This is a genomic window from Corticimicrobacter sp., assembly GCF_040137905.1.
Lineage (GTDB): Bacteria > Pseudomonadota > Gammaproteobacteria > Burkholderiales > Burkholderiaceae_B > Corticimicrobacter.
Genome location: NZ_JBEFDG010000030.1, coordinates 79,376 through 102,155 on the forward strand (window position 1 = coordinate 79,376; position 22,780 = coordinate 102,155).

General features: G+C 60.4%; 21 protein-coding genes. 9 read left to right on the top strand and 12 right to left on the bottom strand.

Annotated elements, in window-relative coordinates:
- Positions 1-13: 13 nt before the first annotated feature.
- Both ABN482_RS04870 and ABN482_RS04875 read right to left on the bottom strand, forming a co-directional pair.
- Complete coding sequence (locus ABN482_RS04870) at positions 14-433, bottom strand: hypothetical protein (RefSeq protein WP_349502926.1); 420 nt, start codon at positions 431-433, stop codon at positions 14-16.
- A 6-nt stretch (positions 434-439) separates the two neighbouring features.
- Complete coding sequence (locus ABN482_RS04875) at positions 440-931, bottom strand: HIT family protein (protein WP_349502927.1); 492 nt, start codon at positions 929-931, stop codon at positions 440-442.
- A 196-nt stretch (positions 932-1,127) separates the two neighbouring features.
- Here ABN482_RS04875 and ABN482_RS04880 point away from each other — a divergent pair, with 196 nt between their 5' ends.
- The 7 genes from ABN482_RS04880 to ABN482_RS04910 all read left to right on the top strand — a co-directional run bounded on the left by ABN482_RS04880 (position 1,128) and on the right by ABN482_RS04910 (position 10,065).
- Positions 1,128-2,306, top strand: coding sequence for a benzoate/H(+) symporter BenE family transporter (locus ABN482_RS04880; RefSeq protein ID WP_109060632.1), 1,179 nt, complete (start codon positions 1,128-1,130; stop codon positions 2,304-2,306).
- Positions 2,303-2,932: a thermonuclease family protein gene (locus ABN482_RS04885; RefSeq protein ID WP_349502928.1), complete on the top strand. Its 630-nt coding sequence runs from the start codon at positions 2,303-2,305 to the stop codon at positions 2,930-2,932. Before ABN482_RS04880 ends, ABN482_RS04885 begins: the two co-directional genes overlap by 4 nt.
- A 130-nt stretch (positions 2,933-3,062) precedes the next feature.
- Positions 3,063-5,258: an ABC transporter substrate-binding protein gene (locus ABN482_RS04890; RefSeq protein WP_349502929.1), complete on the top strand. Its 2,196-nt coding sequence runs from the start codon at positions 3,063-3,065 to the stop codon at positions 5,256-5,258.
- Complete coding sequence (locus ABN482_RS04895) at positions 5,255-6,232, top strand: ABC transporter permease (protein WP_349502930.1); 978 nt, start codon at positions 5,255-5,257, stop codon at positions 6,230-6,232. Before ABN482_RS04890 ends, ABN482_RS04895 begins: the two co-directional genes overlap by 4 nt.
- Before the next feature lie 19 nt (positions 6,233-6,251).
- Positions 6,252-7,736, top strand: coding sequence for an ABC transporter permease (locus ABN482_RS04900; protein ID WP_349502931.1), 1,485 nt, complete (start codon positions 6,252-6,254; stop codon positions 7,734-7,736).
- Positions 7,733-9,547: an ABC transporter ATP-binding protein gene (locus tag ABN482_RS04905; protein WP_349502932.1), complete on the top strand. Its 1,815-nt coding sequence runs from the start codon at positions 7,733-7,735 to the stop codon at positions 9,545-9,547. Before ABN482_RS04900 ends, ABN482_RS04905 begins: the two co-directional genes overlap by 4 nt.
- Before the next feature lie 32 nt (positions 9,548-9,579).
- On the top strand, positions 9,580-10,065 hold the full coding sequence (locus ABN482_RS04910; RefSeq protein ID WP_349502933.1) for a DUF1178 family protein: 486 nt from the start codon (positions 9,580-9,582) through the stop codon (positions 10,063-10,065).
- 55 nt (positions 10,066-10,120) lie between these two features.
- On the opposite strand, the gene ABN482_RS04915 is transcribed toward ABN482_RS04910, so the two are convergent.
- The 8 genes from ABN482_RS04915 to acnA form a co-directional block, all read right to left on the bottom strand.
- Positions 10,121-10,738 (bottom strand): hypothetical protein, encoded by a 618-nt coding sequence (locus tag ABN482_RS04915; protein ID WP_349502934.1) that lies wholly within the window; start codon positions 10,736-10,738, stop codon positions 10,121-10,123.
- A gap of 156 nt (positions 10,739-10,894) precedes the next feature.
- Entirely contained in the window at positions 10,895-11,452 is a 558-nt protein-coding gene (efp, locus tag ABN482_RS04920) for an elongation factor P (protein ID WP_349502935.1), read from the bottom strand.
- Between the two features lie 89 nt (positions 11,453-11,541).
- Positions 11,542-12,705, bottom strand: a complete 1,164-nt coding sequence (gene earP, locus ABN482_RS04925) for an elongation factor P maturation arginine rhamnosyltransferase EarP (protein ID WP_349502936.1) — start codon at positions 12,703-12,705, stop codon at positions 11,542-11,544.
- Positions 12,702-13,583, bottom strand: coding sequence for a pyridoxal kinase PdxY (pdxY, locus tag ABN482_RS04930; protein ID WP_349502937.1), 882 nt, complete (start codon positions 13,581-13,583; stop codon positions 12,702-12,704). The genes earP and pdxY overlap by 4 nt, the downstream gene beginning before the upstream one ends.
- Position 13,584: 1 nt before the next feature.
- On the bottom strand, positions 13,585-14,799 hold the full coding sequence (locus ABN482_RS04935) for a DUF2863 family protein (RefSeq protein ID WP_349502938.1): 1,215 nt from the start codon (positions 14,797-14,799) through the stop codon (positions 13,585-13,587).
- Positions 14,800-14,861: 62 nt separating this feature from the next.
- Positions 14,862-15,923 carry a M48 family metallopeptidase gene (locus ABN482_RS04940; protein WP_349502939.1) on the bottom strand — a complete coding sequence of 354 codons (1,062 nt, stop codon included), beginning with the start codon at positions 15,921-15,923 and terminating at the stop codon, positions 14,862-14,864.
- Positions 15,907-17,070: a YjgN family protein gene (locus ABN482_RS04945; RefSeq protein ID WP_349502940.1), complete on the bottom strand. Its 1,164-nt coding sequence runs from the start codon at positions 17,068-17,070 to the stop codon at positions 15,907-15,909. Before ABN482_RS04945 ends, ABN482_RS04940 begins: the two co-directional genes overlap by 17 nt.
- A gap of 112 nt (positions 17,071-17,182) precedes the next feature.
- A complete protein-coding gene (gene acnA / locus ABN482_RS04950) occupies positions 17,183-19,885 on the bottom strand; it encodes an aconitate hydratase AcnA (RefSeq protein WP_349502941.1) in 2,703 nt (900 codons plus the stop codon).
- Positions 19,886-20,136: 251 nt separating this feature from the next.
- On the opposite strand from acnA, the gene ABN482_RS04955 reads away from it, so the two are divergent.
- Both ABN482_RS04955 and ABN482_RS04960 read left to right on the top strand, forming a co-directional pair.
- Positions 20,137-20,541, top strand: coding sequence for a DUF6678 family protein (locus ABN482_RS04955; protein ID WP_349502942.1), 405 nt, complete (start codon positions 20,137-20,139; stop codon positions 20,539-20,541).
- Positions 20,538-21,080 carry a hypothetical protein gene (locus tag ABN482_RS04960; protein WP_349502943.1) on the top strand — a complete coding sequence of 181 codons (543 nt, stop codon included), beginning with the start codon at positions 20,538-20,540 and terminating at the stop codon, positions 21,078-21,080. Before ABN482_RS04955 ends, ABN482_RS04960 begins: the two co-directional genes overlap by 4 nt.
- Before the next feature lie 652 nt (positions 21,081-21,732).
- Here the strand turns inward: ABN482_RS04960 and ybiA are convergent.
- Together ybiA and ABN482_RS04970 are read right to left on the bottom strand one after the other, a co-directional pair.
- Complete coding sequence (ybiA, locus tag ABN482_RS04965) at positions 21,733-22,320, bottom strand: riboflavin biosynthesis intermediates N-glycosidase (protein WP_349502944.1); 588 nt, start codon at positions 22,318-22,320, stop codon at positions 21,733-21,735.
- A 56-nt stretch (positions 22,321-22,376) separates the two neighbouring features.
- A complete protein-coding gene (locus ABN482_RS04970) occupies positions 22,377-22,724 on the bottom strand; it encodes a GlpM family protein (protein WP_349502945.1) in 348 nt (115 codons plus the stop codon).
- Positions 22,725-22,780 lie beyond the last annotated feature (56 nt).

Below are 22,780 nucleotides of genomic sequence, written 5' to 3' on the forward strand. Positions count from 1 at the left end.
GTCTGCTTGTTAATTAATGCGCGGAAGGGTTGTAGAGTCCCTGCTGGGGGAGGGCCAATCCCTCCAGGGTTGCAGTCACAGTGATAGGCTTCGGAACAATAAATGTCAGCCACATGCCGGTATCCCGACCAAAGCCGCTCAGGATGATGTCATTGTCGGATGTGATTTCGCATATGGTTTCAAGGGTGTCATGTGTCTCATTGCGCAGCCATTGCTTGTTGATGTGATCGTAGATTCTGGATTCTATTTGGCTTTTTGATGTTGCCTGCAGCAAGAATACGTTGAAGTGTTGATGTTTCCCATCCTGCGTGGAGAAGGCTCCTCCATCCACGGCGATGGTTATTTTCATCCCGTCAGGTGATATCTGCATTGTTGTGACAGCGTTATCAGCCAGAGTCAGTTGATTGAACTGGGATTCTGTAATCGTACGCATGATTGGTCAGGGATGCTCTGTGTGCCCGGAACGTATGAGCGTGTCATGTTTGCGGATATGCTGCGCCAGCTTCGCTAGTTCGGCGTCGTCGGCACGAGCACAATCATGTGATGAGATGTAGCCTTCGTATTGTTCGAAATACTTTTTCATGTCGGAGTTCCTTTGCCGCCAGCTTCCTTTGGTGCCATGCATGGGGAACAGCTTCACATGGGCATGATCGACCCCAAAGCCTTCCATCATGCAGCCGGTTCTACCCACGTCATCAAATGCGGCATCCAGCATCTTGGCGACATGGCGGGCGGCTTTCATGAGGTCGGCTATTTCCTGATCCTCGAGTTCGAAGATATAGCTTGGGCGGTGCCTCTTGGAGAGAACCACCGAAAATCCCGGTGTGTTGGGATAGATCGAGAGAATGGCCATGTGAGTGTCATCTTCCCACAGGATATGCGAGGGTGCCTGCCGGTTGGCAATCTGGCAGAAGATACAGTCTGTTTTCATCTTGAGTGACAGTGTCTTGTTTAGGGCATGGAGCAGAGGAGGCTGGATATCTCGCCAATCAGTGATTTTACGATCTGCCCAGCACGGTTTTCAGGGTAAACGCGCCTGTGCCAGCATGGAAAATCAACCTGCCTTGCCCGTACAATCGTCCGGTCGGCGGATGACGGCATCTGCCCAGCCTGATACATAAAAACAAATGCGACTGCTCAAGGATTTTTCGGGATCGGCCCTGGTGGCCGGCTTCGTGACGGTGCTGGTGGGCTACACCAGCTCCGTGGTGGTGGTATTCCAGGCGGCCCGTGCCAGTGGTGCGGGGCCGGCCGAAGTGGCATCGTGGATGTGGGCGCTGGGCATCGGTTCGGCGCTGACCTGCATTGGCCTGTCGTTGCGCTATCGCCAGCCGGTGGTCACGGCCTGGTCCACGCCCGGGGCTGCCTTGCTGGCGACCAGCGCGGCTGGCCTGACGATGCCGGAAGCCACCGGTGTGTTCATCATGACGGCCGTGCTGACATTGCTGGTCGGTATCACGGGCTGGTTCGAACGCTTGCTGGCGCGTATTTCGTCGGCCCTGGCGGCGGCCATGCTGGCGGGCATCCTGCTGCGGTTCAGCATCAAGGGTTTCCTGGCTCTGGAAAGCCAGTTCGTGCTGGTGCTGTCGATGTTCGCGATCTATCTGGCAGGACGGCGCTGGTGGCCACGCTATGCCGTGCCGGGTGTGTTGGCATTGGGCATGGGCATGGCGGGGGCACAGGGATTGTTGCATTTCGAAGGCGTGACATTCGCGCTGACCACACCCGTGCTGACGGTACCGGAATTCAGCCTGGGCAACCTGATCGGCCTGGCCGTGCCGCTGTTCATCGTCAACATGGCGTCGCAATATGTACCGGGCATCGTCACCATCCGGGCGTCGGGCTACCCTGCGCCGGTGTCGCAACTGGTGACCTGGACGGCATTGACCACACTGGTACTGGCACCGTTCGGGGGCTTTGCCATTGTGCTGGCTGCCATCACGGCGGCGCTGTGCATGGGGCCGGACGCGCATGCGTCGCCGGCGCGTCGCTATGTGGCGGCGGTTGCGGCAGGGGGATTCTATCTGGTGATGGGGCTGTATGGCGGCACGGTGGGCAGCCTGCTGGCTGCCTTTCCTGAGGAACTGGTACTGGCGCTGGCCGGTCTGGCGTTGCTCAATACCATCGGCAGCGGTCTGGCGACCGCGATGACGGATGCCCGCCAGCGCGAGGCGGCGCTGGTGACATTCATCCTGACGGCTTCGGGGATTTCGCTGTTCGGTATCGGTTCGGCCTTCTGGGGCATTACGGCAGGTGTGATAACGCTGCTGGTGCTGGATGCAGGCCGCAGACAGGAGGCGAAATGAGGTCGCCCCGCACCTGGCGGTTGCTGATCAGTGCCGCGCTGGCCGTGCTGGCATGGTGGTCGCTGCAGTCACAAAATGTGCCTGAGCCAGCAAGACAGCCTGCCGTAGAAAACCAGACCACGCGGCGCGAAGGCCATATTCCGGCAGCGGATACCTATATGCTGCATGGCGAAATCGTGAATGTCGCGGATGGCGATACCGTAACATTGCGTGCAGGTACGGCGCGACACCGTGTCCGTCTGGCCAGTATCGATGCGCCCGAGACCGGCAGCGATGGTCGTCCGGGCCAGCCGCATGGCCGGGCGGCGGCGGATGCGCTGCGCAGTCTGGTGCAGGGACGCACGCTGGACCTGAGGTGTTACGAGACTGACCAATATGGTCGCGACGTATGCGATCTGCTGGAGGACAATGCGGGTCGGCAGACCTACAACGCCCGCATGGTCGAAGCGGGCTGGGCCTGGGCTAACATGCAGGGCCGGGGACGTCACCTGCGCGATGACAGCCTGCGCACGGTCGAGCGCCAGGCACAACAGGCGCGACGCGGCCTGTGGGCCGATGCTGACCCCGTGCCGCCCTGGCAGTGGCGCTATGACTGCTGGCAACAGCAGCGTTGCGGTTCGCGTTGAAACAGGACACAGCATGTGCTCAGGAGAGAGTCGGCCTATGTGCCAGCAACCCTATCTTCAGACCGGAACGGTGCGATCGGCCGCAAGGCGCTCAGGTCGTTTTGGCCTGCTGCGCTGCTGTGCCGGACTGATGGCAGTGCTGGCGCTGTCGGCCTGCCAGCCTCGGCAGGCCATCAACAGCCCTTATGCGGAAGGCGCAGAGGCGGAAAATACCTTCTACACGGCATTTGCCTCGCGCTCGCCCAAGTACCTGGATCCGGCCAGCTCTTATTCGGGCGACGAAACACCCTATACCTATAATATCTACGAGGCCCCGTTCGCCTACCATTATCTCAAGCGGCCCTATGAACTGATACCGCGTACGGCACAGGCGCTGGTCGAGCCGCAATACCTGGATGCAGAAGGGCAGCCATTGCCGGCCGACGCGCCGGGCGAATCGGTGGTCGAAAGCGTCTACGATATCCACATCAAGCCGGGCATCCTGTTCCAGCCGCATCCGGCCTTTGCCCGCACGGCAGATGGGGGGTACGCCTACTGGCCCTTGCCACCCGACGGGCTGGTCGGGCGGTATCAGATTCCGGATTTTCCCGAGACCGGTACGCGTGAACTGACGGCAGAGGACTATGTCTATGCCATCCGCCGCCTGGCCAGCCCGCGCACGGTGTCGCCGGTGTTTACGACCATGGCGGATTACATTGTCGGCATGCGCGAGTATGGCGAGCAGCTCAAGGCGGCCGATCAGGCACTGCGCAAGGATGTGCCGCCCGGCACGCGTGACCTGCCCTGGCTGGATTTGCGCCAGTATGCGTTCGAGGGCGTTCAGGCGCTGGATGCGCATACCCTGCGAATCCGCATCAAGGGCAAATATCCGCAGTTCAAGTACTGGCTGGCCATGAGCTTCTTCGCGCCGATGGCGTGGGAGGCCGACCGTTTCTACCAGCAGCCGGGCATGGCCGAGCACAATCTGTCGCTCAATACCTGGCCGGTCGGCACGGGCCCCTACATGATGGCCGAGTCGCGCCAGAACCAGCGCCATGTCATGGTGCGCAATCCCAACTATCGCGGCGAGCCTTACCCCTGCGAAGGCGAGCCGGGGGATGCCGAGGCGGGCTTGCTGCGCGATTGTGGACAGCCCACGCCTTTCATCGACCGGCTGGTCTTCAGCATCGAGAAGGAAGGCATTCCGTTGATGGGCAAGTTCATGCAGGGCTATTACGATGTCCCGCAGGCCGAGCGTGGCGAGTATGGCATTGCCATGCTGGTGGCGGCAGAGGATGATGCCGACAAGGCACGGCGCTATCGCGAGCACGCCATCCAGTTGCCGACCACGGTCGAGACGTCGATCTGGTATATGGGATTCAACTGGCTGGACCCGGTGGTGGGGCAGGGCGATACGCCCGAACGCCAGTTGCGCAACCGCAAGTTGCGGCAGGCCATCAGCATTGCCTTTGACTGGGAAGAATACATCGCGATCTTCGAAAATGGACAGGGCATGGTTGCATGCAGTCCGGTGCCGCCCGGCGTGCTGGGATTTGAGCCGTTCGAGGATGGCTGCGACCCCGTGGTCTATGACAAGGTCGATGGCCGTGTGCAGCGGCGCAGTATCGAGGCGGCTCGCCAGTTGATGGTCGAGGCCGGCTATCCGGGCGGGCGTGATGCCGAGACCGGTACACCGCTGGTGCTGCATTACGATGCGATGGGCGGCATGACCGGTGCCAGTCCGGTATTCGACTGGATGCGCCGCAGGATGGCCTTGCTCGGTATCCAGTTCGATATCCGTGCCACGGATTACGGTCGCTTCCAGGACAAGATGCGGCGTGGCGCGGCCCAGATGTTTCTGTGGGGCTGGCATGCCGACTATCCCGATGCCGAGAATTTCCTGTTCCTGCTCTATGGACCCAATGCCAAGGTCGGCAACGGCGGCGAGAACGCGGCCAACTACAGCAATCCCGAATATGACGCCATGTTCGAGCAACTGCGCTTCCTGGATGATGGCCCTGAAAAGGAAGCGCTGATCCATCGCATGAGTGCGCTGGTACAGCGCGATGCCCCCTGGATGTTCGGCTATTTCCCCAAGTCGGCGGGTGCCTATCAGCAATGGGTCAGCAATGCCAAGCCGACACAGATGGTGCGCAATACCCTGCAGTACTATCGTGTCGATCCGACCTTGCGCACCGAGCGCATTGCTGCCTGGAACCCGCCCGTATTCTGGCCGCTGTGGCTGCTGCTGGCCGGTGTCCTGTTGCTGGTCTGGCCCGCCTGGCGCATCATCCGCCGACGTGAGCGGGCCACGGCACATGCGACTGCAGACGGAGAACGTCGATGAGTATCTACATTCTTCGCCGCTTGTTGTATGGCATCCTGATCCTGGTGGGCGTCAACCTGTTCACTTTCATCCTGTTTTTCGCGGTCAACACACCTGATGACATGGCCCGTCTTTCCATCGGCGGGCAGCGCGTCAGCCAGGAGGCCATCGAGCAGTGGAAAGTCGAGCATGGCTATGACAAACCGTTGTTCTACAACAGCGAGGCACCGGGCATGGACAGCCTGCGGCAGACGATTTTCTACGAACGCTCGCTGCCATTGCTGACACTCGATTTCGGCATGTCCGACAGTGGCAGGGATATCGGACTGGAGATTCGCGAGCGGATCGGCCCGAGCCTGGCGCTGGCCTTGCCCAGCTTTTTCCTGGGCCTGCTGGCCAGCGTGGCGTTCGCGATGCTGCTGGTGTATTTCAAGTCCACGGCGCTGGATTTCTGGGGGGTGGTGCTGTGCGTGATCCTGCTGTCGATCTCCAGCCTGTTCTATATCATTGCCGGGCAATGGCTGTTTGCCAAGGTGCTGCGGCTGGTGCCGTATTCGGGCTTTGCCGATGGCGTGGGTATGCTGCGCTTTTTGGTCCTGCCGGTACTGGTGGCGATTATCTCCAGGCTGGGGCCAGAGGCGCGGTTCTACCGTACGCTGTTCCTCGAGGAAATGGGCAAGGATTATGTGCGCACGGCACGTGCCAAGGGCCTGAGCGAAAGCTGGGTGCTGTGGCGTCACGTACTGCGCAACGCCGCCTTGCCGATCCTGACGGGCACGGTGGCCGCCATTCCGTTGCTGTTCATGGGCAGCCTGATTTCCGAGTCTTTCTTCGGCATTCCAGGTCTGGGCAGCTATACCATCGACGCCATCAATGCGCAGGATTTTTCGATCGTGCGGGCCATGGTGTTCCTCGGTTCGATGCTCTATATCGTCGGCCTGATCCTGTCCGATATTTCGTACACGCTGGTCGATCCCCGCGTGCGTTTCAGCTGATACGGAGGGATACCGAGCCATGCCCAAGATCGTGATCCTCTGGACGGATGCGGCCTTTTTTCTGCTGGTACTGATGGCGCTGCTCTATGCCTGGCGGGCATCCCGCCACAGCGGTAGCCGCCAGAACTGGCGCAAGGTGCTGCAGGATCGCACCGCCATGTGCGCCGCCGTTGTGCTGGCGCTGTTCGTGCTGGTGGCGCTGCTCGATTCCATGCACTACCGGCCACGCCTGCCGCCGGCACCGGGGCAACCGGCCACGGCAGCACCAGCCTATGCGCCGCAGGTCCGTTCGGTACTGGATGCGCTGCTCGATACGACACTGCTGGCCAAATCCGAGAAAAGCTATTCGGTGCCGCTGGCTACGCACCTGTTCACCAAGGAAACCATGCTGGCTGCCGACGGTACGGCCTATCGCGACTTTCCTCGGCTGATTTATGCCGGCGTCCATCTGGATGATCCCGAGGCCGACTGGCATGGCGACGTGACCGGGCGGTTGCTGAAAGGGGCACTGGCAGGCGTTGTCGCGGCCTTGCTGGCAGGTGCCGCCGTGGGCAGTCTGTTGGCTCGTCGACAGGGCTGGCAGTCGCTGCTGAGCGGGCGTAGCGCTGTACCCTGGCGTGCGATGTGGCTGACGTTCCTGGTGATCTGCCTGGTGGTGGGCATGCTGGCTAGCCTGGCAGGCGGTTATCACGTATTCGGGACCGATCGCACGGGCAACGATGTGCTCTGGCAGGCACTCAAGAGCATCCGCACGGCCTTGGTGATCGGGACGCTGACGACGCTGGCCATGCTGCCGCCTGCATTGATATTCGGTATTTCGGCCGGCTATTTCAAGGGCTGGGTCGATGACCTGATCCAGTATATCTATACGACGCTGACCTCGATTCCCGGTGTCTTGCTGATCGCGGCCTGCGTGCTGATGATGCAGGTCTATATCGATACGCATCCCGAGATGTTCCCGACTTCGGCTGCCCGTGCCGATCTGCGTCTGTTTCTGCTGTGCCTGATCCTTGGGCTGACGGGCTGGGCCGGGCTGTGCCGCCTGTTGCGGGCCGAAGTGCTCAAGCTGCGAGAGCTGGAGTATATCCAGGCGGCAAGGGCGTTCGGTGTATCGCATCTGCGGATCATGTTGCGCCATTTACTGCCCAACGTGATGCATATCGTGCTGATTACCATGGTGCTGGAGTTTTCCGGTCTGGTGCTGTACGAGGCCGTGCTTTCGTACCTGGGCATCGGTGTGGATCCCGGTATGAATTCCTTTGGTTCGATGATCGATATGGCGCGGCTGGAAATGTCACGCGATCCCATGGTCTGGTGGAACCTGACGACAGCATTTTTCTTCATGCTGGTACTGGTGCTGGCCGCCAACCTGTTCGCCGATGCCGTGCGCGAGGCTTTTGATCCGCATGGACGTCGATATCGGGTACGGCGTCGGCTTTCGTCACCGGCTGGCGGCACTGCACCCACCGTGCCCGGCGCGGCAGGCAGGGAGGGGAACGCATGAGTGCATCACACAATACACATTTTGCAGAACTGCAGGCTGAGACTCACTCCGAGACGCAGGCTCCTCCGACACAGGCAGCAGATGTCGTGCTCGAGGTCAGTGACCTTGCTATCCGTATCGAGTCGGAAGAGAGCAGCCGGGCGGCCGTCGAGGCGCTGGCCCTGTGCATCCGACGCGGCGAGACCTTTGCGCTGGTGGGCGAATCCGGCTGCGGCAAGAGCCTGACGGCGCTGGCATTGCTGCGCTTGCTGCCCGAAACGGTCGAGCTGGCGCAGGGCAGTATCCGGCTTGCCGGCGAGGAGTTGACGGTGCTGGCCGAGCGGGATATGCGCAATGTCCGGGGCGGCCATATCGGCATGATTTTCCAGGAGCCGTCCACCAGTCTGAATCCTGTCATGACTGTGGGGCGGCAGGTCGTGGAGGTCGTGATGCGTCACACGCCATTGCGGGCTGAACAGGCCCGCAATCAGGCCATACGCTGGCTGGATCGGGTCGGGATTCCCGATGCTGCCCGGCGGCTGGACGATTATCCGTTCCAGTTTTCGGGCGGGCAGAAGCAGCGCATCATGATTGCCATGGCACTGGCGGGCGAACCTGCATTGCTGATTGCAGATGAGCCCACTACGGCGCTGGATGTGACCATCCAGGCCCAGATACTGTCGCTGCTGGCCGATATCCAGCGCGAACTGGGCATGGCCATTTTGCTGATTACGCATGACCTGGCCGTGGTGCGCCAGGTGGCCCATCAGGTGGCTTTGATGCGCCATGGCAGAATCGTCGATGTGGCACCGGTCGGTGATTTCTTCGAGCAGACGCGACATCCCTACGCACAGGAACTGTTCGATGCGATTCCGGGGTATGAAAAGCGCGGCAGGCCGCTGTCGGCTGCCGGGCGCAAGCGGGAGGCGACGCCTGTGTCTGCGGAGGTGTCCGACGCCGGCGAGGTCCCGAATATGGCGATGGATATGAAAGCGGTGCAGACAGAGGCGAGCGCACAGTTGCCTGCGTTGTTGCAGGTACAGGATCTCAAGGTGCACTACCCGGTACGCAAGGGGCTGCTGCGGCGCGAAGTGGATACGATTCGCGCCGTCGATGGCGTCAGTTTCGAACTGCGTCAGGGACGTACGCTGGCCCTGCTGGGGGGATCGGGTTGCGGCAAGACCACCACGGCCAAGGCCATGCTGCGCCTGCTCGACGGGCAGGCCCGGATATCAGGCAAGGTGCTGCTGGATGGCCAATCGGTGCTGGATGCCGGACGTGCGAGCATGAAAACCCTGCGTCGCCGTATCCAGATCGTGTTCCAGGATCCGTTTGCCTCGCTCGATCCGCGCATGCGCGTTGGCGAAATCCTGGACGAAGGCCTGGCTTCGTTGCGTCGCGACTTGCCGGTCGAGCTGCGCCGCCAGCGGATTGCCGGGTTGCTGGAACGGGTCGGTTTGCCTGCCGATACGCAGACGCGCTATCCGCACGAGTTTTCCGGCGGCCAGCGCCAGCGCATCGCCATTGCCCGGGCCCTGGCGACCGAGCCGGACGTGCTGGTCTGCGACGAACCGACCTCGGCGCTGGACGTATCGGTGCAGGCACAGATTATCGATCTGCTGCAGGAGTTGCAGCGGGAGCTGGGCATGGCTTACCTGTTCGTGTCGCACAATTTCGGCGTGGTCGAATATCTGGCCGACGATATTGCCGTCATGGCGCAGGGTCGTATTGTGGAAATCGGCCCTGCGGAGCAGGTCCTGCTGGAGCCACGCCACGAAGAAACCCGTCAATTGCTGGCCGCAGTGCCGCGCCTTGATGCAAGACTGCCCTAAAATGCAGGCATGAGCGTTCATTCTTCCAGGGTATGGCATTGAAAGTCTACGATCTGGCCTGTGGCCAGGGACATCTCTTCGAAGGCTGGTTCGGTTCGCAGGAAGACTATGCGGATCAGCAGGCGCGTGGCCTGCTGCAGTGCCCATTGTGTGGCAGTACGCAGATCGAGCGCAGACTGTCGGCTCCCCGGCTGAATGTCTCGGGCGCGACCGCTGCAATCACTGGAGATAGCGGGGCTGCCGACACTGCAGCCAGTGGCTCGGCACAGTCTGCATTGGCAACACCGGAAGGTCAGGCGCTACAGGCCGAGGCGCTGCGGCGGATGCGCGAGTTCGTGCGCAGCATGGACAATGTAGGGCCGCGCTTTGCCGAAGAGGCACGCCGCATTCACGAGGGCGAGTTGCCCGAGCGGCCGATACGTGGCACCGCCACGCCCGAGGAGCGCCAGTCTCTGGCCGATGACGGTATCGGCATCATGCCGATACCGGATATTCTGGATGATGATCGTCTTCTATGATCCCGGTGTTGCAGCGCGCCCCCGGATCTGCTCATGCCTGCCGTGCAATATGCTTTTATTGAATTATTTTTTGTAGTAATTCTTTGTATTCATTTTTGTAGAAGGTATTTTCTTCCTTGTCGATCATGTTCTTAAGAGAAAGCGTGAGCTTTCTTTTTTCGGGATCCGGAATCAGTTCTCTGCAATCAATGATTTTTTTCAGCTCGACATAGAAATTTCTCTCGGAATTTTTTCTTGGCGAAATTCTTGGCATCGATGCAAGGTAGTCGAGTCTGTCCTGCCGCATACGAAACTGCGGGAAGCGCATGATGAACAAAGAGACGTAGTAGTTTGCTTTTTTTAGATGTTTTGTTTCGTCAAAAAAATCAAACAAATAGTCAGATGGAGGAAGTCCATATCTCTTGATCATGTTTCCTATCGTGGAAATCGTGTTTATGATTGTTTTTATATCGAAACTTTCTGCCCTGCATAAAGAGACAATTTTTTTGGCCAGAGATGGGTCGGAAAGAAATTTTTCATAGTGTTTTGAGTACTCCTTTCGGGATATTTTTTCAAGCTCATCTATTGATGATGATATCTCCTCTGGGTTCTCATGTTCGGGGTTGAAGGACTTGATCCTTGCCGAGATGACTCTGAGAGCATCGATGATTTTTTCTGGCCGATTCATATTCATGAAATAAAAAACCCGGATGCGGCGCAAGCCAATCCGGGTTTAAGATCCTCTACGTCCTGCTGACCAGCATATGCCTGTTGGCACAAACGGCAGTGAAAGACAGAGTCCCGTGGGGTGGGGCCGTCTGGCGGCACCCCGTCCGGGTCAGGGTCGGGATCAGTTGGCACGACTGCGGTATTCAGCGGTGCGGGTGTCGATTTCGATCTTGTCGCCGATTGCGCAGAACAGCGGCACGGGAATCTCGAAACCGGTGGCCAGCTTGGCAGGCTTGAGCACCTTGCCCGAGGTGTCGCCGCGTACGGCAGGCTCGGTATAGATGATTTCGCGGACCACGGTGGTGGGCAGCTCAACCGAGATGGCGCGACCGTCGTAGAACACGACTTCAGCCGGCATGTTTTCTTCCAGGTAGTTCAGTGCGTCGCCCATGCTGTCGGCTTCGATTTCGTACTGGTTGTATTCTGCATCCATGAAGACATACATGGGATCACCGAAATACGAATAGGTGCATTCCTTGCGCTCGAGCATCACGACTTCGAACTTTTCGTCGGCCTTGTAGACCGATTCACTGCCCGAGGCGCTCAGCAGGTTCTTGAACTTGAGCTTGACGACTGCGGCGTTACGGCCGGACTTGTTGTATTCAGCCTTTTGGACGACCAGTGGCGCGCCATTGACCATGACGACGTTGCCGACGCGCAATTCCTGTGCGGTTTTCATTAATAAGTACTCCAGGGAACCAGATACGCCCGTACCGGTCGCTGCCGGTGCCGGGTCTGCATCGTGAAAAAATGGTAAAGCCAGCTATTTTAGCCTGAGAGGCCGGTCTGCTTGTAGTAGAACGCCAATAATGCGCTGGCCAGATCATGCTGGCCGTCAAGATAGGTGGAAAAATCCTGGAAAAACGTGTGCCAGCGAGCCCGGTTTGCGCAACGCAACCCCTGCTCCAGGAGATCTACCGTGCCGGTGTCGGCGGGGCGATTCCAGGCCAGCCAGGCCTGCCGGATCGTTTCAGGTGCCCGGGTCTGGCGCAGCCAGCCCTCGACCTTGGCAAGGTGTGCCTCGTCATCCTGCCTGTAGGCCTGCCACAGCATGGGCTGGCCAGCCAGCAGTGCACGCACGAAAGAATCCTCGCCCCGTACCAGATTGAGGTCGGCGCTCCACAGCAGGCGGTCATACTCAGGCTGTGGCAGGAACGGAATCCGGGCGAGATGCAGATTGGATGCCATTGCACCTGGCAGTGCAGGCAGCATGACCCGCTCGGGAACCAGCAGCAGCATCTGGCCGGGCAGTCGTCCCAGTGCCTGTAGCAGTTCGGCAACGGGGGCATCCGGGTAGCAGAACAGGGTGACGATCTGCAACTGGGGCTGCTCGATCAGTGCACGTGCAGTTTCGTCGTGAGGCAACAGGCCTGCCAGCCAGCGTCGCACCTGGGCAGGATTCGATTGCCAGTCCTGGCGTTGTTGTGTCAGCGTCTGTTCTCGAAGCACGCCACCGGTGCCGGGGAGAAAACCGGGAAAGAAAAAAAATTTTCGCTGCCCATCGGGCTGGGGGGATTCCATGCCGTGGCAGCCTGCTGCCCATTCCTCGGTGGCAAGATATTCAAGGTTGAGCCAAAGCTTGCTGTGGCCGGGCATGCGGGCGATATGATGGCTGGGTGGGTCGCAGGCGAAGGCTTCGATGACCATCTCATGTGGCTCAAGGTCAGGCGTCGATCCGGACCAGTGGATGACTTCGATCCCCGCATGGATCTGGGTGGACAGCCCCGGATCGATAGCCCGGCACAGATGCTGGAATGCACGCAGATCGTCCACCCACAGGCGGACAGGGCAGCCATGGTCGTGATGCAGGCAGCACGCCAGTCGCCAGCACACGCCAATGTCGCCATAGTTGTCGATCACGCGACAGAACAGATCCACGCCGGGCGCTGCGGGTGGCATGGCACGGGGATCGGACTGTCGCGCTGCCATCATGCCACCTTTGTGGCGTCGAAAAGCCGCGTTGGCTGGATGATCTGCTGGCGGGCCTGCACCAGCGGCAGGTTGCGGCTACCGCTGGGCAGTTCCGCAATCAGTCCGTACAGGGTGCTGACAGCATGGCCCAGAGCCTGTGGCAGGGCATCGCCGACCAGCAGCCGGGCCAGCAGGGTCGATGAGAATACATCGCCCATGCCGCTGGGCATGGGATCGAGCGAGATGATCGGGGTCGTGACCAGCCAGGCATCATCGCGGCGCACGGCCAGCGTACCCAGTTGGCCATCCATGTCGGGGGTCAGCAGGCTGGTGATGATAATCGTATCGGGGCCGGGTTGGCCCTGGCCGCTGCGCAGCAGGCGTCGCGCTTCGGTGATGGCGTGTGGCAGGTCTCGCAGCGTGGTGTCGCCGAGCAGTTCGAACTCGTACTGGTTGGGCGTCAGGATGTCGGCCTGCGGCATGGCATACTGGCGCAGAAAGGGTGGAATGCCGGGCCTGACGAAAATGCCCCGATGTACGTCGCCCATGACCGGGTCGCACAGATAGCGCACGGATGGATTGATCTGTCGGATCTTGCGGACTGCGTCGAGAATGATGTGACCAATTCCCGCATCGCCCAGGTAGCCGGACAGCACTGCGGAGCAGTGGGCCAGTACATCGCGAGCCTGCAGCCCCTCGATCACGTCGCGGATATGCTCCGCGCTGAATACCTGCCCCTTGACCTCGCCGAACCCCGTGTGGTTCGAGAACTGAACCGTATGCACGGCCACGGTCTCGACACCGGACAGTTGCAACGGCAGCATGGCGGCGGCATTGCCGACATGGCCCCAGGCAACGTGGGACTGGATGGTCAGGACGAGAGGTGGGTGCGTATTCATGTCAGTGGAACAGCGCAGGAGCGGAGGGAACTTCCTCAGGCATCTCGGGATGCACCAGTTCCCCCTGCGGGTTGGGGAAATAGGGCGCACCGCAGTCTTCGCAGTGCTCGGGAGTCAACAGGCCGGGAATGCGGCGGATCTCGCGCACACCGTGGCGGCGCAGCAGTTCACTGATCTGCGCGACAGTCTCGGCACCGTCATCGATGGCCTGGATGGCCACTTCGGGTCCGAACAGCGGCCACATGCAGCCGTAGATGACCTCGTTGCTTTGCTTGGCGGTCAGGCCGATGCGGTATTCCTCGATCCGAGAGTCGCCGCATCCGGCGATGACGGCACGCAGCGTTTCGGCTGGCGTGTCCATGCTTTCCTGCAGCCAGGAAAGGGCGGCCTGCAGCGTCAGTGGACGGATGGTCTTGTCGGCTTCGCGGTTGCTGACGTAGTAGGCATCGGGCAGGATGCATTCGAACGCACAACCGGGCAGCAGTTCCGAAAAGGCTTCATGCGTATGGGCGACCCATTGCTCGAGACTGTTGCCGCGGCTGGCCTCGGGACGGCCGCCGCCTTCCTGCCAGCGGAACAGCGGTGCACCCGCAGGAGCGGCGACCACGCCTACCAGGTAGCGTGTATCTGCCAGCATCGGAGCCGTTTCGACCTGCTCCGACAGCAGATAGTCCTGCAGATGTACGTCACTGCCCTGGACCGCCTGCTGCGCGAGATTCTGCATCCAGCGCCAGGTTTCGGAAAATGAACGCGGCATCTGATCCATGCTGAACAGTGCCGGCAGCAGTGCCAGCCGGGCATCCTGTGCCAGGATATGCGTATGCAGCGCCTGTTGCAGGTTAGTGTGGGCAGGTGCTGCCAATGGGCCTGAAAAAATGCTGTAGCGGGTCCAGGCTGCAAGCGGTGCGACGATCAGCAACGCATCCCATGGCTGCCCGTCGGGGCCGGTCACGGTGCCGGATTCCGATTGCGTCTCGATCAGCTCGATCAGTACTTCGTAGGCATTGGTATCGGATTGGGCCAGTTCGTCCAGGGCGTGTTCCAGCGATTCGTCCTGTTGCTGCCGGAGCAGTTTGCGAATCTGGTCGGCCAACTGGTTTTCCCAGTAAAGGTCTTCGACACGGCTGCCGGAGGCACCCAGTGCCAGTGCCAGGGCACCCAGGCGCTTGGCATCGCGTTGCAGGGAAGAGGAGACGGTACGGCGGGTACGGAGCATGTAGGGAGCAGGGCAGCCTGCAAAAAAGATAAACGGAATATGACTGCCCAGTTTAACCCGTATCAATCCGTCGGGTGCGCAGGCATGCTTTCCCTGAGTCTGCGTATGCGCTCTTCCGTGGCGGGATGCGAGGCCGTCCAGTCGGGCAGTGACAGCCTGTCCGGATGCGATTTTTCCAGCCGCTCCAGCATGTGCGCCAGTGCCGCGGGATCGCGACCGCTGGCGTGCATCAGTTCGCTGGCATGGGTGTCTGCATCGCGCTCGAAGTCCCTGGAATAAGCCAGGTCGAGCAGGCCTGCTCCCATGGCGGCCGTGTCGCTGACCATGCTGCTGATATCGCCGGTCATCATCATCAGTACGGCGGACAGGCCAACGGCACGTGCCATGCGGCGCAGGCCATGGCGATGGTGGACATGGCCGATTTCATGCGCGAGGACACCGGCGATTTCATCCTGGCTGGACGCCATTTCGATGAGTTCGTCGGTAATGACGATGTCACCGCCGGGCAGGGCCAGCGCATTGGCACCGATGGTGTCGCCTTTGCGAAAGTGCAGTTGCAGCGTGTGCTCGAGATCCACCTGGTTGTGCACCAGATCATCAAACACAGCCTGGACCTGCTGTTGTTGCTTGGGGGGCAGGGTACTGGGCTTGAAGACGGCATAATCCAGCGTCTGCATGACGCCTGTGCCGATTCGCTGCTCGACCGAAACCGGAACCAGGCGGGCTGCTAGATCGGCTGTCCATGGAACCCCCCAGCGCACACCAGCGAACATCAGCGCGATGGCCACCACGAAAAGCAGCAGCAGGCGGGGATGTACCCGTTCGAGGTAAAACAGCACATTGTGCGGTACCCGGCCATACAGTTGCTGCCTCAGTTGGCTGGCAGTGTCATGCATGCTGGTTTCGAAAATACGGCCATCGGGCAGCTCGATACGCAGGGGTGCCCGGCCGATGCGGTCACCCCAGGCCAGGGTGGTGGCATCGAGGTGTTCCTGCTGCAGACCGCAGTCGAGCCGCAGCAGGCCATGCCCGTCGATGGACAGCGTGGCATCGGCGCAGGCCGCAGAGCCGGCCGCGAAGAGACGGCCGGAGAGTACGACAGATGCCTCAGAGGCTGACGGCACTTGCAAAACCCTCGAGTTCGCCAAATTCGCCCCCGAAGCTGCTGGGCGTATTGCCCTGGGCCGTGACGAAGTAATCGAGATCTCCCTGTGCCAGCAGTGTCATTTGCGTGACCTGATAACGGTAATGACGCACATGCGCCCAGGGATAGGCCAGGCCAAGGCTGCAGATTGTCGCCAGTCCGCCCGAGACGAAAATCCACATCAGACGCCAGGGCGACAGTGTGCTGCGCATGCCATGTACGTTGTCGATGCTGAGCTGGTTCAGGATTTCGTTGCGCTCGCGGGTTCCGTAGTAGAGCGCTGCGACGAAAACGGCCAGATAGAAAGACAGGATGAGGGGTAGCAGAATGGCCAGAACCATTTTGAGCAACATTTCGGGTGGCATCGAGCTGCTGGCCATGTGTGGCGACTGGAGAATGAACAGAATGTCCCTCAGCGTGGGCAGTATGGACAGCCCTGCCAGAATCAGCGGAATGCCGATGAACAGCGCCAGGAACAGCAGGAAGGACAGTCCGAACACACCGTAGAGATGGCTTACGCGCGGCTGCGTGTCCATGCGGGCATTGCCGAACTGCGTATTGCCGACGACGTAGCGCGCGATCATGCGGGACAGTACGGGAGTCAGCAGCCCCAGCGTGAGCAGTGCGATGAACGGCAGGCCGACAAACAGCCAGAGAGCACGGCCATAGCTGCCCTGGAAATTGAAGCGCACATTGCGCCAGCTGCTGACCCGGGCATTGAAACGCAGGCCGGCGTTGATGGCCCAGGGCATGAGGAGCAGCAGCACCAGTAGCGTCAGCAACTGGGCGGGCGGGAAGAATGCGCCTGGCAGTGCCAGCAGGATGATCAGGACGATGGCCAGCAGGCGACCCTTGAAAATCTGCATGCCGGTGGCGTGATATTCAAATGCGTGTCCATCGATGCTGGTGTGACCGTAGAACCAGCGCTTGGTCCGCACTTTGGCCCAGGCAGACCAGATGCCCAGCGTCAGGATAGTGAGCAGCAGGTTGACGATCCAGACACCGAAATAATCGCCGGCAGTGCCGTTGAACGCGACAGGAATTTCCCTGCGCTGGGAGGGAGAGGGGACGGGAAATGACTCCACCGTAGCGAGGAAGTCGTCGGCGGCAGAGGGATCGGCGGTCATTCGGTCAGGCTCCTGAAATGGCAGCGGCGACCGTCAGCGGCCGCCGCACATAATGAATCAGGGCGAATAATAGCAAATAACAACTGTTTCGGCGGTGTGAGCCGCCCTGGCGCTATGCCGCCAGCAGTTGTCGCAGTACGTAGGGCAGGATGCCGCCGTGCTTGTAATACTCGACCTCGATGGGGGTGTCGATGCGCAGCAAGACCGCAACCTTGCGGACCTTGCCGTTGGCCCGGCGGATAACCAGGGTGGCATCCTGCTGCGGTCGGATGCCGTTTTCAAGACCGGTAATATCGAAGGTCTCGCTGCCGTCGATCTGCAGCGACTGCACGCTGTCCTGATCCTTGAACTGCAGCGGCAGCACACCCATGCCGACCAGGTTGCTGCGGTGGATGCGTTCGAAGCTGCGGGCAACGACGGCCTTGACGCCCAGCAACTGGGTGCCCTTGGCCGCCCAGTCGCGCGAAGAGCCGGTGCCGTATTCCTCGCCGCCGAAGACGACGGTGGAAATTCCCTTGGCCTGGTAGCGCATGGCAGCGTCATAGATGGACATCTGCTCGCCATCCGGCTGGTACAGTGTGTCGCCACCTTCGAAGCGGGTGCCGTCGGGGCGTGCCGGAATCATCAGGTTCTTGATGCGGACATTGGCAAACGTGCCGCGCATCATGACCTCGTGATTGCCGCGACGTGAACCGTAGCTGTTGAAATCAGCGCGCATGACGCCGTTTTCCATCAGCCACTTGCCTGCCGGCGAAGTTTCCTTGATGCTGCCGGCTGGCGAGATATGGTCGGTCGTGACCGAGTCGCCGAAGATGCCGAGCGCCCGCGCCCCTGTGACGGCCGGCATGGGAGTCGGTGTCATGGAAAATCCCTGGAAGAACGGCGGTTCGGCGATATAGGTCGAGGCCGGCCAGGTGTAGGTCTGGCCGGTCACGCCCTTGATCTTTTCCCAGAGCGGCCCCGGCTTGCTGCGCACCTGGGCATAGTTTTCCCGGAAGGCAGACGGGTTGAGCGCATACTGCACCAGTGCCTGGATCTCATGGGAAGTCGGCCAGATATCGCCCAGCCAGACATCGCCGTGCTTGCCACGCCCGACCGGCTCGGTCATCAGGTCGCGCGTCACGCTGCCGGCCAGGGCGTAGGCCACGACCAGGGGCGGTGAGGCCAGGAAATTGGCCTTGAGGTTGGGATGGATGCGCGCCTCGAAATTGCGGTTGCCCGAGAGGACGGCGGCGCAGATCAGATCGTTTTCGAGGATGGCCTGGTTGATCTCGGGGTCCAGATCGCCGGCATTGCCGATGCAGGTGGTGCAGCCATAGGCCGCCACATTGAAGCCGAGTTTGTCCAGGTAGGGCAGCAGGCCGGTCTTTTCGAGGTATTCGGTCACGATGCGCGAGCCAGGGGCCAGCGAGGTCTTGATGTGTTTCGGTACCTTGAGCCCGGCCTCAACGGCTTTCTTGGCCAGCAGTCCGGCGGCCAGCATCACGCTCGGGTTGGACGTGTTGGTACAGGAGGTAATGGCGGCGATGAGGACATCACCGTTGCGGATCGGCACGCCATGGGTGGTGCTGTAGGTATGATCCAGCCGGTCTGCCTGCTGTGCAAAGCCGTTCTCGGCGACCGGTCGGGAGAACAGGTCGGTGAAGGTTCGCTTGACGTTGCCAATCTCGATCCGGTCCTGTGGACGCTTGGGGCCGGCCAGGGAGGGGGTGATGCTGCCCAGATCGAGGGTCAGCAGCGTGGTGTAGTCGATGTCGCGGGCTCGCGGCACGCCGTACATCTTCTGGGCCTTGAAGTAGGCCTGGAATGTGGCGATTTCCTCGGCAGTCCGGCCAGTGCCTTCGAAGTACTCGATGGTACGGTCATCGACCGGGAAAAAGCCCATGGTGGCACCGTACTCGGGGGCCATGTTGGCAATGGTGGCCCGATCGGTCACCGACAGGCTGGAGGTTCCCGGCCCGCAGAACTCGACGAACTTGCCGACGACCTTGTGCTTGCGCAGCATTTCGGTGATGGTCAGCACCAGATCGGTGGCGGTGACGCCTTCGCGCAGCTTGCCCTTGAGCTCGACACCGACGACGTCGGGCGTCAGGAAGTAGACGGGCTGCCCCAGCATGCCGGCCTCGGCCTCGATGCCGCCGACGCCCCAGCCGACCACGCCAATGCCGTTGATCATGGTGGTGTGGCTGTCGGTACCGACCAGCGTGTCGGGGTAGTGGATGCCGTCAGGGCTGCGATGCACACCACGCGCCAGGTATTCGAGGTTGACCTGGTGCACGATGCCGAAGCCGGGCGGCACGACCTTGAACGTGTCGAAGGCCTGCATGCCCCATTTCATGAAGCGGTAGCGCTCTTCATTGCGCTTGAATTCCAGCTTCATGTTGAGGTCGAGGGCGTTTTTCTGGCGGTAATAGTCGATCATGATCGAGTGGTCCACCACCAGATCGACGGGTACCAGGGGTTCTATCAACTGTGGATCGCGACCCATGGACCTGGCGACCGAGCGCATGGCGGCGATGTCGGCCAGCAGCGGCACACCAGTGAAGTCCTGCAATACCACGCGTGCCACCACGAAGGGGATTTCCGCTTCACGGTGCGCACAGGGTTGCCAGCCTGCCAGCTCGCGCACATGTGCTTCGGTGATTTTCTGGCCGTCGCAATTGCGCAGTACGGATTCCAGCACCAGCCGGATCGAGACAGGCAGGCGCTGCACGTCTATACCGAGTGTCTTGCCCAGCGCCGGCAGTGAATGGTAGTGACAGGAGGTGTCTCCCAGCTTGAAGGTCTTGAGCGTTTTGAAACTGTCGTTATTCATCTCGGACTCCATGTATGGGCGGCTGTCGTGGCAGACATCCGGATGCCGGGTCCGGATTGCCGCAAGCATGAACGACAGTGTGCCAGAGTCCGGCCTGATTGCCTAGAAAGGGGCAGCCCTGTGGCACCCAGGCAGGCAGGAGATCGGTGTCAGGCAGGGAAGTAGGCAGGTTACACTTCCGATCACGATGACTTTTCCTGTATACATACGCGCGTTCCGTGCCGATGATGCGCCTGCGCTGGAGCAGTACCATGCACCCTAGGATCAGGGCATTTCTCGACGCACGGGGACTGGTGTCCGTCATGAACCGGACCAAATGGACCGAATTGGCCGAAGGGCTGGACAGGATCGGCCAGAATGGCCCACTGGCGTCCGTTCGCTATCTTGACCCGGATGTGCGCAGCGGCAAATGCCATATCGACTGGCCGGAGTTCATCAGGCAGGGGCCCGAGTGGTACGAGTGGCTGGATGTGCATGCCATCGAGGAAATCCATCGTGGCCGCCTGGTGCCGCCTGCCCTGATTGATCATGAAAAAGCGATCGAAGCCTGCTTGCTGGCCGTTGGTGTTCCATATAGTCGGGTTGGGCAGGATTTCCGGGTGTGGGGCTATGTTGATAGCCGGCAGCCTCCTGTATATGTGTCACGCTCCAAATGAACAAGCAAAATATTTCTGAGTCGAATATGTCCCAGCCTGCGACCAGCCGGTTGCAGATCGAACGCAGGTCGATCCCCTATGTCATCAATGGGAAGTCAAACACATGCGAGCAGTCCGAATTTATCGTCGATGGGCAGCCGCTGTCTACACTGTTAGGTTTTGCCGGCAGTCGACCCTGGTTCGGCATGACTTTTCTGGATTCCGTAAAGGCTGCCAGGGAAAACCAGCTACAGGGCTTTCTTGGCCTTTGCGTGCCGTTCAACCAGTTTGGTTCCGGGCGCTTTGTACTGTATCGCTGTCATTGCGGCAGTGATTACTGCGGTGTGATTTCCTGCGAACTGGAGGTCGAAGGTGACCGCGTGTGCTGGCGCGACATCCGTTATGAAACAGACCCCGAAGAGGCTGAAGACCCGGACGATGATGACGACCGGATCTCTCATGTCATGCCGGACCTGTATTTCGATCTGGCGCAATATCGGGCGTCCGTGAATGATTTGATTGCGACGCTCGACTCGGGTGGCGGGGCATCGTCCGCCTGAATGGCTGCCATGCCTGGGAAGATAAACTCGAAATCAAGGTATGGATATGGTGAACAGGGAAATCATTTTGATGAGGCATGGACGGCCTGATCTGTCCTCATCACAAAAAATCCCGGCTCGTGAGATGCAAGATTGGATGGCACAGTATGACTGTGCCGAGATTGTTGACGAGCAGGCTCCTGATGCCTGCATGACACTGGCTGCTTCAGCCAGTGTCATTGTGTCGAGCAGCGCGCCCAGGGCGCGTTCTTCCCTGCAGGCGTTGGGGTTTGAGCCCGATATCGTGGATGATGTTTTCTGCGAAGCGCAATTGCCTCATACACACTGGCATCATCCACGCCTCTCCCCATTTACGTGGGCATTTGTTTTTCGAGTGCTCTGGCTATGCGGTTTTTCGGGCGCGGCCGAAAGTGTCCGTTGCGCGAAACGGCGAGCACATATGGCGGCACAACGGCTTCAGGACTTATCCAGTGAGGGTCGTGTTTTCCTGGCAGGGCACGGTGTCATGAATCGATTGATTGCCAGGCACCTGGAAGCAGACGGGTGGACGTGCCACGCCCGGAGCGGAAGCGGATACTGGAGTGTCATGGTCTATCGGCGTGTGCCTGGGTAACCTGTGCGGGAAAGCCTCTTGAAACTGATGTCGTGAGCTTTAGATACGGTTGCTCAATTCTTCCCGCACCTGCATCAGGGCAAAGCCCAGCAGGTTGAGGCCGCGCCAGAGCATGGGATTGCCTGCATGCGTATCGTCCTGGGCCATGCCGATGCCCCAGATGCGGTCCACAGGGCTGGCTTCGACCAGGATGCGTGAGCCTGTCTGCCTCAGGTAGTCGCCCAGGTTCTCGTTCTGGCCGAACTTGGCCTGGTTGGCCCGGACCACGATATTGAATCGCTGGGCCAGCCAGGTCGCATCGTCAAAGCCGCGTACCTGCCGCCCCAGGGCCTTGGCGGCACCGGGGTTGGAGGCCTGGAGGATCTTGGCGTGGTTTTCGTGATCGCCAAAGAGACGGGCTTTCTCGGCCATCATGAAATGTTCGGCGCTGGCGTAGCGATGTCCGTCCACGACGAACGGGGCACCGTACCATTGGCTGAAGCAACTGGCTGTGATGCCTGACTTGGCCTGCTGGTGCCCCCAGAAGAACACATATTTGAGTTTTTCGCCTGCATTGAAGCGTTTGCGCAATGCCTGCAGGAATTGGGTGTCGTCGATACCGGCAGCGGTTTCAGGTCGGTGCGTCATGGTTTGCCTGAATGGATAAAAGCGGCAGTATGCATGATTTGCATGCACTGGGCCAATCAGGTCGCCGCATGGAAACGACTCCAGCCGATCAGCAGGATGCCGGCCACGATCGCCCAGGCCACTGTGGCACCGATCAGCGTGGCGGGCAGGCTGTAGCGTACGCTGCCGTAATACACCGCCAGCAGATAGGCAGCATAGGGGGCCAGTGACCACAGCCCGAAAAGCGCCGTGGCCTGCAGGTCTGCTGCAGTACGTGAGGTGCCCACGATGAAGTGGGCGATCAGGGCAAAGGTCGGAAACAGCGGCACCAGGCCGGCGATGAAGAAACTGCGAGACTTGGACAGCAGGGCAATGACGAGCACCGTCAAGGCACCGAGCAGCATTTTGAGAAACAGGGAAACCATGGCAAACGGAGTGTGACGGTCAGGAAATGCAAGAAAAGCCGTATTCTGGCTGGCTG

Excerpts from the sequence above, each read along its gene's own strand:
- ABN482_RS04870 (WP_349502926.1), bottom strand. The coding sequence starts at position 433 with ATGCGTACGATTACAGAATCCCAGTTCAATCAACTGACTCTGGCTGAT.
- ABN482_RS04875 (WP_349502927.1), bottom strand. The coding sequence starts at position 931 with ATGAAAACAGACTGTATCTTCTGCCAGATTGCCAACCGGCAGGCACCC.
- ABN482_RS04880 (WP_109060632.1), top strand. The coding sequence starts at position 1,128 with ATGCGACTGCTCAAGGATTTTTCGGGATCGGCCCTGGTGGCCGGCTTC.
- ABN482_RS04885 (WP_349502928.1), top strand. The coding sequence starts at position 2,303 with ATGAGGTCGCCCCGCACCTGGCGGTTGCTGATCAGTGCCGCGCTGGCC.
- ABN482_RS04890 (WP_349502929.1), top strand. The coding sequence starts at position 3,063 with ATGGCAGTGCTGGCGCTGTCGGCCTGCCAGCCTCGGCAGGCCATCAAC.
- ABN482_RS04895 (WP_349502930.1), top strand. The coding sequence starts at position 5,255 with ATGAGTATCTACATTCTTCGCCGCTTGTTGTATGGCATCCTGATCCTG.
- ABN482_RS04900 (WP_349502931.1), top strand. The coding sequence starts at position 6,252 with ATGCCCAAGATCGTGATCCTCTGGACGGATGCGGCCTTTTTTCTGCTG.
- ABN482_RS04905 (WP_349502932.1), top strand. The coding sequence starts at position 7,733 with ATGAGTGCATCACACAATACACATTTTGCAGAACTGCAGGCTGAGACT.
- ABN482_RS04910 (WP_349502933.1), top strand. The coding sequence starts at position 9,580 with ATGGCATTGAAAGTCTACGATCTGGCCTGTGGCCAGGGACATCTCTTC.
- ABN482_RS04915 (WP_349502934.1), bottom strand. The coding sequence starts at position 10,738 with ATGAATATGAATCGGCCAGAAAAAATCATCGATGCTCTCAGAGTCATC.
- efp (WP_349502935.1), bottom strand. The coding sequence starts at position 11,452 with ATGAAAACCGCACAGGAATTGCGCGTCGGCAACGTCGTCATGGTCAAT.
- earP (WP_349502936.1), bottom strand. The coding sequence starts at position 12,705 with ATGATGGCAGCGCGACAGTCCGATCCCCGTGCCATGCCACCCGCAGCG.
- pdxY (WP_349502937.1), bottom strand. The coding sequence starts at position 13,583 with ATGAATACGCACCCACCTCTCGTCCTGACCATCCAGTCCCACGTTGCC.
- ABN482_RS04935 (WP_349502938.1), bottom strand. The coding sequence starts at position 14,799 with ATGCTCCGTACCCGCCGTACCGTCTCCTCTTCCCTGCAACGCGATGCC.
- ABN482_RS04945 (WP_349502940.1), bottom strand. The coding sequence starts at position 17,070 with ATGACCGCCGATCCCTCTGCCGCCGACGACTTCCTCGCTACGGTGGAG.
- acnA (WP_349502941.1), bottom strand. The coding sequence starts at position 19,885 with ATGAATAACGACAGTTTCAAAACGCTCAAGACCTTCAAGCTGGGAGAC.
- ABN482_RS04955 (WP_349502942.1), top strand. The coding sequence starts at position 20,137 with ATGCACCCTAGGATCAGGGCATTTCTCGACGCACGGGGACTGGTGTCC.
- ABN482_RS04960 (WP_349502943.1), top strand. The coding sequence starts at position 20,538 with ATGAACAAGCAAAATATTTCTGAGTCGAATATGTCCCAGCCTGCGACC.
- ybiA (WP_349502944.1), bottom strand. The coding sequence starts at position 22,320 with ATGACGCACCGACCTGAAACCGCTGCCGGTATCGACGACACCCAATTC.
- ABN482_RS04970 (WP_349502945.1), bottom strand. The coding sequence starts at position 22,724 with ATGGTTTCCCTGTTTCTCAAAATGCTGCTCGGTGCCTTGACGGTGCTC.